The following is an 11,109-nucleotide window of genomic DNA, read 5'->3' as shown; positions in this document are numbered from 1 at the left end:
CTCGGCGACGCCGGAGATGTCCCAGCCGCGGGCGGCGATCCACCCCAGGTGGGTCTCCAGCACCTGGCCGACGTTCATCCGGCCGGGCACGCCCAACGGGTTGAGGATGATGTCGACCGGCGTGCCGTCCTCCAGGAACGGCATGTCCTCGACGGGCAGGATCTTGGAGATGACGCCCTTGTTGCCGTGCCGGCCGGCCAGCTTGTCGCCGTCGGTGATCTTGCGCTTCTGGGCCACGTAGACGCGGACCAGCTCGTTCACACCCGGAGGCAGCTCGTCGCCCTCCTCGCGGGAGAACACGCGAACCCCGATGACCTTGCCCTGCTCGCCGTGCGGCACCTTCAGCGAGGTGTCGCGGACTTCGCGGGCCTTCTCACCGAAGATCGCGCGCAGCAGCCGCTCCTCCGGCGTCAGCTCGGTCTCACCCTTGGGCGTGACCTTGCCGACCAGGATGTCACCGGGGACGACCTCGGCGCCGATGCGGATGATGCCGCGCTCGTCGAGGTCGGCCAGGACCTCCTCGGAGACGTTCGGGATGTCCCGGGTGATCTCCTCGGGGCCCAGCTTGGTGTCGCGGGCGTCGACCTCGTGCTCCTCGATGTGGATCGAGGACAGCACGTCGTCCTGCACCAATCGCTGGGACAGGATGATCGCGTCTTCGTAGTTGTGGCCCTCCCACGGCATGAACGCCACCAGGAGGTTCTTGCCCAGCGCCATCTCGCCCTGGTCGGTGCAGGGACCGTCGGCGATGACCTGGTTGACCTCCACCCGGTCGCCCTCGGCGACGATGGGCTTCTGGTTGAACGAGGTGCCCTGGTTGGAGCGCTTGAACTTGGCGACACGGTAGGTGGTGCGCGTGCCGTCGTCGTTCATGACGGTGATGTAGTCGGCGGAGACCTCCTCGACCACACCGGCCTTCTCGGCGTTGATGACGTCGCCGGCGTCGGTCGCGGCACGGTATTCCATGCCGGTGCCGACCAGCGGCGACTCGCTCTTCAGCAGCGGCACGGACTGCCTCTGCATGTTGGAGCCCATGAGCGCGCGGTTGGCGTCGTCGTGCTCGAGGAAGGGGATCATCGCGGTGGCCACCGACACCATCTGGCGCGGCGACACGTCGATGTAGTCGACCTCCTCGGCCCGCATGAGCTCGGTCTCGCCGCCCTTGGTGCGGACCAGGACGCGAGGCTCGGCGAACGAGCCGTCGGCGTTGAGCACCGTGTTGGCCTGCGCCTTGACGTAGCGGTCTTCCTCGTCGGCCGTGAGGTAGTCGACCTGCTCGGTGACCTTGCCGTCGACGACCTTGCGGTAAGGCGTCTCGACGAACCCGAAGGCGTTGATCCGGCCGTAGGAGGCCAGCGAGCCGATGAGGCCGATGTTCGGGCCTTCAGGGGTCTCGATCGGACACATCCGGCCGTAGTGGGACGGGTGCACGTCACGGACCTCGAAGCCGGCCCGCTCACGGGACAGACCACCGGGGCCCAGCGCGGACAGACGCCGCTTGTGCGTCAGGCCGGCCAGCGGGTTGGTCTGGTCCATGAACTGCGACAGCTGCGAGGTGCCGAAGAACTCCTTGATCGACGCCACGACCGGGCGGATGTTGATCAGGGTCTGCGGCGTGATCGCCTCGACGTCCTGCGTGGTCATACGCTCGCGAACGACGCGCTCCATACGGGCCAGGCCCAGGCGGACCTGGTTCTGGATGAGCTCGCCGACACTGCGCAGACGACGGTTGCCGAAGTGGTCGATGTCGTCGACCTCGACGATGATCTCGCGGTCGTTGGCACCCGGCATCGACTCCTCGCCCGCGTGCAGGCGGACGATGTACTCGATCGTGGCGACGATGTCGTCCTCGGTCAGGGTGCCCTGCGAGATCTCCGAGTCGACCCCGAGCTTCTTGTTGATCTTGTAACGACCGACCTTGGCCAGGTCGTACCGCTTGGGGTTGAAATAGAGGTTCTCCAGCAGGGTCTGCGCCGACTCCTTGGTCGGCGGCTCACCCGGCCGCAGCTTGCGGTAGATGTCCAGCAGCGCGTCATCCTGGCCGGCCGTGTGGTCCTTCTCCAGGGTGGCCCGCATCGACTCGTACTGGCCGAACTTCTCGAGGATCTGCTCGCTGGTCCAGCCCAGCGCCTTGAGCAGCACCGTGACGGCCTGCTTGCGCTTGCGGTCGATGCGCACACCGACGCTGTCGCGCTTGTCGATCTCGAACTCCAGCCAGGCACCCCGCGACGGGATGACCTTGCAGCCGAACAGGTCCTTGTCGGACGTCTTGTCGACATTGCGTTCGAAGTAGACACCGGGCGAGCGGACCAGCTGCGAGACCACGACACGCTCGGTGCCGTTGATGATGAACGTGCCCTTCGGCGTCATGAGCGGGAAATCGCCCATGAACACCGTCTGGCTCTTGATCTCACCGGTGGTGTTATTGATGAACTCCGCCGTCACGAACATCGGGGCGGAGAAGGTCATGTCCTTGTCTTTGCACTCATCTACTGAGTACTTCGGCGGCTCGAATCGGTGGTCGCGGAACGACAAGGACATGGTCCCCGAGAAGTCCTCGATCGGACTGATCTCTTCGAAGATCTCTTCGAGGCCCGACTGAGTCGGGACGTCCTTGCGCCCGGCCTGGCGAGCCGCCTCTACCCGGGCCTTCCACTTCTCGTTTCCGAGCAGCCAGTCGAACGACTCGGTCTGCAGAGCGAGAAGGTCAGGAACTTCGAGGGGCTCCTGGATGCGCGCGAATGACACGCGACGGGGACCAGCGGGTACGGCGGAGGCGTTGCGCGAGGCTGCCAACAGATGTCCTTCCGAGGGCTCGCGGCGGACTGACTACACGCACGCCAGACAACCTCGCAACGTGAGCAAGCGGAGCGGGTCGTCAAAGGGCAGCGCAAAGGGGCAGTGTAGCCGAACGGCACACGCCTGTCCACTTCGCTCTCGCTTCATGCTCCACGTTGGTCGCAGCATCGCCCGTTCAGGCGGAAACGTCAAGCCCACAAGCCCGACTTTTAGCCGACTAGGGGCCCGGACGCTGGGTTTTCTCCCCTGTGTGACCGGGCGCCTACCGCCAGGCCCAAGACGATACCCGCGAACGGGGGCGGTTAACGCTCCGTCACACCGGGGGCCGAACCCATGCCGACAACCGGTGTAGCTGTGACGGAGATACCCGCTCCAATGGCTTCGCTAAACCTGATTTTTGGTAACAATTGAACGAAGCGGCGCGCCGTGGACGTCAGGCGGTCCCCAGCAGGGTCGACAGGTCGGCCACCAGCCAGCGTGATCCTTGCCGGATCATGACGAACCTGGCGCGGTTCTGGGTGAACTGTTGCTGTGGCGCAGCCTCGCCCGGAACGTTCTTGACCATACCCGTGTTCACGAACAGCAGAACCTCTACGCGATCGGGCGCCGCCCGCTCGACCGCCGCCCCCGCCACGGCCACGGTCTGCACGATCTTCTGCGCCTTGGCCCTGGACACCAGGGACGTGGTCAGCTCCTTGTAGTGCTTGGTCAGTTCCCCGGTCGTGTGCGTCCCCGCCCGGGCCAGATCCTCCTCCACCGTCCGGTAGTCGTAGGAGAGCAGATCGGGCGCCACCTCCTTGGCCGCCGCCATCGCCTGCGTCCCGGCCGCGTCGGCCGCCCGCAGGTCGCGCAGGTTGAACCACATCGTGGGCACCAGCACCCCGGCCACCACCACGAGGATCCCCAGCAGCACGATCGTGACCGTCCTCACCTGGCCCTCCACCACCTCATGCCACCTGCACCGCCTTGGACACCAGCCAGGCGCCGCCGACCTTGGCCAGCTCCATCGACCAGCGGTAGTACCGCTCCTGCGGCGGGCTCTTGGAGCCGTCCCAGCGGATCTCCACGTCGGCCACGACCAGCACCTTGGCCGTGGTGCCGGCCAAGGAGGCCAGCCCCGTGGCACGCAGCACGCCGTGCTGGATGACCTTGTTCTGGACCGTGGTGGACTTGAGCTTGGCCGCGTTGGACTCGTACTCCGCCCTGGCCGGCCCGGTCGAGGTGTCGAGGATGCGCCTGATGTCGGCGTCGACGGTCTTGTAGTCGAGCGAGATCAGGTTCTTCGCGTGGGTCCCCGCCGCCAGGAGCGCCGCCTGCTTGTCGCCTGCCCTGCCCTGCTCCTCGCGCGCCTGCGCGGCGATCCACACGCCCAGGCCGACCAGCACCGCGAGCACTCCGCTGAGCGCGGCGATCAGGATGCGGGCGGGCCGGGCGGCAAGTCCTGCCACGTTACTCACCCCTTCCCCAGCCGGTCGCCGGATCATAACCCCCGGCTCCGCGCCGGAGCCCCCGAACCAACCGAGACGGTAGAGGACGTGGCACGAATCGGGCAACGAGCCCGGATCTCCCCGATATGCCCTCAGGCGGCCCTCAGCTGCCCGCTGAGGGCCTGGCGCCGCCCTACCTGACAGGAAGTCAGGGGGTCACTGGACGCCGTGGAGGTAGGCGTTCACGAGGCGGGGATACTCCTCCAGCCAGTTACGCCCGCGTTCGTCGACGAACGACCCCTGCGGCGGGATCACGCCGTTGGCCGCCAGCCACGTCCCCGGCGGCTGCTGCGAGCGACGGATCCGGTTGCCGGTCGGCATGAGCTGCGGCGGGATCGGCGGCAGCACGCCGGGGTCGAGCCCCATCTGGGCCTCGGCCTCCAGCTCGGAGAGGTCCTTCTCCTCCGACATGCCGATGGGGCCGTGCCTCCTGGCGTTGAGGAACTGCCGGACCACCGGCTCGTCGCTCGACAGCAGCATCTCGCGCGGGCCGAACATGACCAGCTCGCGCCTGAACAGCATCCCGATGCTGTCGGGGACCGTACGGGCGGTGTTGATGTCGTGCGTCACGATCAGGAACGTCGCCTCGATCTCGGCGTTGAGGTCGACGATGGTCTGGTTGAGCAGCGCGGTGCGGACCGGGTCGAGGCCGGAGTCTGGCTCGTCGAACAGGATGATCTCCGGGTCCAGCACCAGCGCCCTGGCCAGCCCGGCGCGCTTGCGCATGCCGCCGGAGATCTCCCCGGGCAGCTTGGACTCCGCGCCGACCAGGCCGACCAGCTCCACCTTCTCCATCACGATCTGGCGGATCTGCGACTCGGTCTTCTTGGTGTGCTCGCGCAGCGGGAAGGCGATGTTGTCGTAGAGGTTGAGCGAGCCGAACAGCGCCCCGTCCTGGAAGAGCACCCCGAACAGCCGGCGCAGCTCGTAGAGCTTGTTCTCGTTGCAGTTGGCCAGGTCGTAGCCGTCGATCCAGATGTGGCCGCGATCGGGCCGCAGCAGGCCCACCAGCGTCTTGAGGAAGACCGACTTCCCGGTGCCCGAGGGGCCGAGCAGGACGGAGATCTCGCCCGCGGGGAGCGTGAGCGAGACGTCCTCCCAGATGACCTGCCGGCCGAACGACTTGGTCAGCCCGTCGACCACGACCTCGACTCCCACCGGACACCTTCCGATCGCAGGCAGTATTCAGGGGCCTCTCAACCGTAACGGCGGCCGACCGAATTGGAACCCGTTCCAATAACTTGTTACGGCGCGGTTATGAGCCCTCCGGGCCGGCGAGCGCCTGCAGGCCGGGCCGCAGCAGCCGGGCGATCTCCTCCTGCGGCACCCCGCGCAGCTCGTCGAGGTCGAGCAGCTGATGCCCGACGGTCACGCCGAGCATGATCATCATCATCAGCGCCGCCCGCAGCCTCGCGTCCTCGCCCGGTACGACCTGGGCCAGCCGGTCGATCTGCTCACCCAGCACCTTGCGCGCCGAGACGGCCGCCTCGGGGTGCGTGAGCATGGACCGCATCATGGCCAGCGAGCTCTGCGGCAGCTCGCCCAGCTTCAGGCCGAGGGTGCCGAGCACCTGCTCGACCACCTCGTCGGCGCCCAGCGCGCCATGCGCGACCGGCGCCACCCGCACGGCCCGCTGGAAGAGCTCCTGCTTGCTGCCGAAGTACTGCATCACGAGGGCGGGATCGACTTCGGCCCGCTTGGCGATGGCCCTGATGGTGGCCCGCTCGAACCCGACCTCGGCGAACAGCGCCCTGGCGGACTCCAGGATCCGCTCCTCGCTCCTGCGCCGCCGCTCGGCCCGCGGAAGCCCCTTCTCGACCACGCCCCGACTCTACATGCGTTGACCGACCTCACCCATTCGCTCTACGCTCGTTGAGTCAACGCCTGTTGAGCGAACCGGGAGGGATTCCCCATGTCCATCGAAGAGATCGTCACCGCCTACCACGCGGCCATGCTCCACAAGTCCGCCGACGAACTGGCCGACCTCTACGCGGAGGACGCGCTGCACGAGTTCCCGTTCGGGGGGCTGGCGCCGTTCAAGGGGAGGGAGGAGATCCGCGCCGGGTACCGGGCGATGTGGGGCGCGATGCCGTTCAAGCCCGACGAGGTACGGCGCGTCTCGCTCCACCAGGCGACCGACCCGGAGGTCGTGCTGGTGGAGCAGGACACGTTCGTCACGGTCGCCGGGCAGTCGATCACCGTCCCGGGCCTGCTCGTGCTCAGGATCAGGAACGGCCTGATCATCCACACCAGGGACTACATGGACACCGGCGCCGTCACCCAGGTCCGCGCCGCCGCCGCCTCGCTCAAGCCTGCGTGAGGTCGAAGACCGTCGTCCCTCCCACGGTGGTGGCGGTGAAGGTCTCCTGCACCCAGGCCGCGATCCGGGCCGCGTCGTCGCTGCCGCCCGTGCTGCGGCCGCCCATCCCCATCCCCGTGCCGATGAAGTAATGGATCTTCTTCTCGGCGACGTACTGCTTGAACTGCTCCAGCGTCGGCGCGGGGTCGGTGCCGTTGAAGCCGCCCACCGCCATCACCGGCGCGCCGGCGGCGAGCTGGTAGCCGGCCGCGCTGTTGGAGCCCACCGTCGCCGCCACCCACGTGTACGCGGAGGCGTCCGTCTTCAGCAGCGCGGTCAGCTCGGCGGCCGGAGTGCCCGCGTTGAGCAGCCCGCCCATGCCGCCCCGCCCCATCCCCCGGCCACCGGGCGGCGCCTGGAACGCCGCCCGGCCGGCTGACGGGCCGTTCCCGGGCATCCGCCGGAACTGCTGGCCGCCGCCACCGAACCCGCCGGGCCCGCCGAAGCCCCTGCCACCGGTGGAGGGCCCCGCCGTCGGAATGGCTCCGGTGTGCGCCGACGAGGCCGTGTCCACCGCGTACGCGGCCGGACCCGCCAGGGACGCCAGGCACGCCACCACGGCGACGGCCACCACGACCAGGGCCCGGCGCGCGAACAACATCGCCAGGGCCGCCCCCAGCCCCGCCACCAGCACGACCAAGCCCAGCCAGGAGTTCCACTCCGCGCTGCGCGACAGCAGCACGTACGACCACACGGCAGTGCCGGCCGTGATCACCGCCAGCGGCCGGTACGCCCGCCGCTCCCACAGGACGGCCGCCCCCATGCCCACCAGCACGGCGATCGCCGGAGCCAGGGCCACGGTGTAGTACGCGTGGAAGATGCCCTGCATCAGGCTGAAGACCAGCCCGGTCACGATCAGCCAGCTCCCCCAGACCCAGGTGGCGGCCCGGACCGGATCGACCCGCGGCGCCCGCCGGGTGACCCAGGTGACGGCGGCCAGGAGCACCAGCGCCGCCGGAAGCAGCCAGGCGATCTGCCCGCCCGCCTCGGTGTCGAACAGCCGCAGCCACCCGGCCTGCTGGTTCAGGTTGCCCAGCCCGCCGTAGTCACCGCCGTTGAGCCGCCCGATCCCGTTGTAGCCGAGCGCCAGCTCCAGCACGCTGTTGGTCTGGGAACCTCCGATGTAGGGCCGCTCGGAGGCCGGCACCAGCGCCACCGCCAGCACCCACCACCCGGCCGAGACCACCATGGCCACACCGGCCAGCGACAACTGCCACATCCGCCGCCAGAATGGCACCGTCGCCGTGACGAGATAAACCAGGGCGAACCCCGGCAACACCAGGAACGCCTGCAACATCTTCGCCAGGAACGCGAACCCGATCGCCGCCCCCGCCAGCACCAGCCACCGCGTGGCCCCGCGTTCCTGCGCCCGCACCACGCAGTACCCGGCCGCCGTCAGCAGCAGCACCAGCAGCGCGTCGGGGTTGTTGAACCTGAACATCAACACGGCCACCGGCGTCAACGCCATCACGGCCCCGGCCAGCAGCCCGGCCCAGACGTTGGTCAGCCTGCGCACGGACGCGTACACCAGCGCCACAGTGCCGACGCCCATGAGCGCCTGAGGAATGAGAATGGCCCAGGAATTGAGCCCGAACAGCCGCACGCTGAGCGCCATCGGCCACAAGGAGGCGGGCGTCTTGTCGACGGTTATCGCGTTCGCGGCGTCGGAGGACCCGAAGAAGAACGCCGTCCAGCTCTGACTGCCCGCCTGAACGGCCGCCGAATAGAACGAATTTGCCCACCCGGAGGCGCCGAGCCCCCAGATGTAGAGCACTCCGGTGCCTATGAGCAGGGCGGTCAGCGCCCAACGGGACTTCGCTTCGGTAACCACAGCTCGCACGCTAGGCAAGCCGCTTCGCGGCGCGATGAGACGGACATGAGAATCTCCTGAGCGAGGTTGCTCAGGGCACGAAAAAGGGGCGGCGGACATCCGGCACCAGGATGTCCCCGCCCCTTTTCAGCGAACAGAAACCGTCTTACTTGACGGTCACGGTGGCGCCGGCGCCCTCGAGGGCAGCCTTGGCCTTCTCCGCCTGCTCCTTGTTGACCTTGCCGTCGAAGACGGCCTTGGGAGCGCCGTCCACCAGGTCCTTGGCCTCCTTGAGGCCCAGGGACGTGAGGGCGCGGATCTCCTTGATGACCTGGATCTTCTTGTCGCCGGCAGCCTCGAGGATGACGTCGAACTCGTCCTGCTCCTCAACGGCCGGGGCCTCGGCGCCACCCGCGGGGGCGGCGGCGGCAACGGCGACGGGGGCGGCGGCCTTGACGTCGAAGACCTCTTCGAACTGCTTCACGAACTCGGACAGCTCGAGGAGGGTCATCTCCTTGAACGCGTCGAGCAGCTCGTCGGTGCTGAGCTTCGCCATGATGCTTTTTCCTTACGTTCGGGACTTGCTGAAACTAGAAACGGGACCGCGGGTGTTGCGGCAACCCCCGTGTTACTCGCCCGCCTCGTCGCGCTTCGCGCGCAGGGCATCGGCCAGCTGAGCCATCTGCGTGGGGAGCGCGGCGAACACAGCAGCGGCAGCGCTCTGCTTCGCCTTGAGCGCGCCAGCAAGCTTCGCGAGGAGGACCTCGCGGGACTCGAGGTCGGCGAGCTTGGTGATCTCGGTGGCGTCGAGCGTCTTGCCCTCGAGGACACCGCCCTTGATCACCAGAAGGGGATTGGCCTTGGCGAAGTCACGCAGACCCTTGGCGGCCTCGACAACGTCGCCGTTGACGAAGGCGATCGCGGTCGGACCGGCGAGCAGGTCATCGAGACCCGAGAATCCGGCCTGGTTGGCCGCAATCTTGGTCAGGGTGTTCTTCGCCACGGCGAACTTCGCATTCTCACCGAGAGACTTACGCAGCTCCTTGAGCTGCGCGACGGTGAGACCGCGGTACTCGGTCAGAACGGCGGCAGCGCTGCCTTCGAACTCACTCTTGAGCTCGGCAACCGCTGTCGCCTTATCCGCCCTCGCCATGGGCCTCCTTCCAGATGTGCCGCCGGCGAAGGCCCTGAAAATGAGAACAGCCCCGGGCGCAGGGCGCACACGGGGCTCACGCACATGGGTCACACCATGCGGGAAACTCGCATCACACCTGCGCGGGCCGTCCACAAGATATGGATCCTTCGGTCGCCAGGCATTGAGGCACCTGACGACGACCGGCGGTCTTCGGCAACGACCAGACTACGTCCTGGCCGCCGAGTTTCCAAATCGTTCTCAGTTGGTCGTGCCCTTGGGCATCTCTCCGACCTGGTCAGCGGGCGGGGCCTCGATGGTCACCGGCTCGTTGAAGCCCTTGAAGAGCAGGGTGGCGTCGAGCGTGGCGCCTTCCTTGGAGCCGTTCAGCGCGAGCTTGCGCGGCAGGCCGTCGGAGGCCACCCAGATGTCGAACTTGACGTCCTTGAGCTCCGCCAGGTTCGTACGCGCCTGCTCCTGCTGGTCGGCGGGCAGCAGCTGCACGGCCGCGTCCACCGGGAACGTGCCGCTGTAGTGCGTGGTGTCCGTGCCGTTGACGCTCTCGTTGCCGGCCGACTTCACGTCCTGCGAAGCCGTGACGAGCTTGGTCACGTTGCCCAGGTCGAACTGCTGGATCTTGCTCAGGTAGTCGTTCACCTGCGAGGAGTCGCCCATCTCGCTGAGCGATACCTTGATCCACGGCTTGGTCGCGCCCACGAGGTCCTTGAGCGCCTCCACCTTGACGTAGACGGTGTCGCCCTGCAGCACGGCGCGCACGCCGCCCGGCAGGCTCTTCCCGCCCATGTCGACGGTGTCCAGGGTGAGGTCCACGGCGAGCTGGGGCTTGCTCTGGTAGAGCATGCGCCCCTGCACCTTGCCCGAGCCCTCCTGCGGGTGCGTGACGTTCACCACGGCGTCGACCGTGTAGCTGCTGACCTCGGAGGTCTTCTGCGCGGCCTGCGCGAGCACCTCAGAGGCGGCCAGGTTGACCTGGATGGGCTGGGCGTTCGATCCACAACCGGCGACCGCCGCCACGACGAGCGCGGCACCGGCCGCAGTGAGTCCTATCGTGCGCTTCAGCATGTCTTGACCCTACTTTTAAGTGGCATCGCCGTAGCGACTTCCCCTCATAAATAAGGGAAAACCCAGGGTTATCCCCCACACCCCTCACACATTCCCTGCACAACTCGACTCAGCCCAGGCCCGCCTGCCTGACGACCTCGGGCGAGCCACCCCAGCCCGGCGCCGCACGGCGGAACGCCACCACACCGCGATCACGGTCCTGCCCATCGCCCGGGCGGCGCCCACCCACCGCCCGAGCGCGACCGACAGCGCCGGCACACGCCCGCCCCAAAGCCACCGGCAAGCCGCATCGAAGCGCCCGGCCCCGCGCGGGTCCCCGGGTGCGGGGGGCCATCCCACGCCGCTCGGAGGCGGTCCCCGTACGCGGGGCGGTGGCCACGGCCCGCCGCGGGAAAACGGCCCTCCGCGAGAAACCACAGCCCGCCAGAGGAAAAAGAAA

10 protein-coding genes are annotated in these 11,109 nt (G+C 68.0%); 1 reads left to right on the top strand and 9 read right to left on the bottom strand.

From position 1 onward, the window contains the following. The 5 genes from rpoB to ACWDRB_RS46140 form a co-directional block, all read right to left on the bottom strand. The coding region (gene rpoB / locus ACWDRB_RS46160; RefSeq protein WP_449905145.1) for a DNA-directed RNA polymerase subunit beta at positions 1–2,796 on the bottom strand (2,796 nt) is incomplete at its 3' end. Between the two features lie 436 nt (positions 2,797–3,232). Then, positions 3,233–3,730: a hypothetical protein gene (locus ACWDRB_RS46155; RefSeq protein WP_449905143.1), complete on the bottom strand. Its 498-nt coding sequence runs from the start codon at positions 3,728–3,730 to the stop codon at positions 3,233–3,235. 16 nt (positions 3,731–3,746) lie between these two features. Next, entirely contained in the window at positions 3,747–4,247 is a 501-nt protein-coding gene (locus tag ACWDRB_RS46150) for a hypothetical protein (RefSeq protein WP_449905141.1), read from the bottom strand. A 195-nt stretch (positions 4,248–4,442) separates the two neighbouring features. Then, on the bottom strand, positions 4,443–5,444 hold the full coding sequence (locus ACWDRB_RS46145) for an ABC transporter ATP-binding protein (RefSeq protein ID WP_355204539.1): 1,002 nt from the start codon (positions 5,442–5,444) through the stop codon (positions 4,443–4,445). Between the two features lie 97 nt (positions 5,445–5,541). After that, entirely contained in the window at positions 5,542–6,108 is a 567-nt protein-coding gene (locus ACWDRB_RS46140; RefSeq protein WP_397369256.1) for a TetR/AcrR family transcriptional regulator, read from the bottom strand. Positions 6,109–6,198: 90 nt separating this feature from the next. Between ACWDRB_RS46140 and ACWDRB_RS46135 the strand changes: the two genes are divergently transcribed. Then, positions 6,199–6,606 (top strand): nuclear transport factor 2 family protein, encoded by a 408-nt coding sequence (locus ACWDRB_RS46135; RefSeq protein WP_350733423.1) that lies wholly within the window; start codon positions 6,199–6,201, stop codon positions 6,604–6,606. On the opposite strand, the gene ACWDRB_RS46130 is transcribed toward ACWDRB_RS46135, so the two are convergent. From ACWDRB_RS46130 to ACWDRB_RS46115, 4 genes are all read right to left on the bottom strand, one after another. Next, positions 6,593–8,476, bottom strand: coding sequence for an ArnT family glycosyltransferase (locus ACWDRB_RS46130; protein ID WP_449905138.1), 1,884 nt, complete (start codon positions 8,474–8,476; stop codon positions 6,593–6,595). The genes ACWDRB_RS46135 and ACWDRB_RS46130 overlap by 14 nt on opposite strands. Before the next feature lie 145 nt (positions 8,477–8,621). Continuing rightward, on the bottom strand, positions 8,622–9,011 hold the full coding sequence (gene rplL, locus ACWDRB_RS46125) for a 50S ribosomal protein L7/L12 (RefSeq protein ID WP_350733420.1): 390 nt from the start codon (positions 9,009–9,011) through the stop codon (positions 8,622–8,624). 72 nt (positions 9,012–9,083) lie between these two features. Continuing rightward, positions 9,084–9,608 (bottom strand): 50S ribosomal protein L10, encoded by a 525-nt coding sequence (gene rplJ, locus ACWDRB_RS46120; protein WP_350733418.1) that lies wholly within the window; start codon positions 9,606–9,608, stop codon positions 9,084–9,086. A 240-nt stretch (positions 9,609–9,848) separates the two neighbouring features. Next, the gene (locus tag ACWDRB_RS46115) at positions 9,849–10,670 is read right to left on the bottom strand and encodes an LppX_LprAFG lipoprotein (RefSeq protein ID WP_363962179.1); all 822 of its coding nucleotides are present in this window, start codon (positions 10,668–10,670) and stop codon (positions 9,849–9,851) included. Positions 10,671–11,109 lie beyond the last annotated feature (439 nt).

This window comes from Nonomuraea sp. NPDC003707, assembly GCF_053587055.1.
The sequence above is the reverse complement of the archived record's forward strand: the minus strand, read 5'-3'. Positions and strand labels throughout refer to the sequence as shown.

Bases quoted from the DNA above. Each gene is read 5' to 3' on its own strand.
- ACWDRB_RS46135 (WP_350733423.1), top strand. From the start codon at position 6,199: ATGTCCATCGAAGAGATCGTCACCGCCTACCACGCGGCCATGCTCCAC.
- rplL (WP_350733420.1), bottom strand. From the start codon at position 9,011: ATGGCGAAGCTCAGCACCGACGAGCTGCTCGACGCGTTCAAGGAGATG.
- rplJ (WP_350733418.1), bottom strand. From the start codon at position 9,608: ATGGCGAGGGCGGATAAGGCGACAGCGGTTGCCGAGCTCAAGAGTGAG.
- ACWDRB_RS46115 (WP_363962179.1), bottom strand. From the start codon at position 10,670: ATGCTGAAGCGCACGATAGGACTCACTGCGGCCGGTGCCGCGCTCGTC.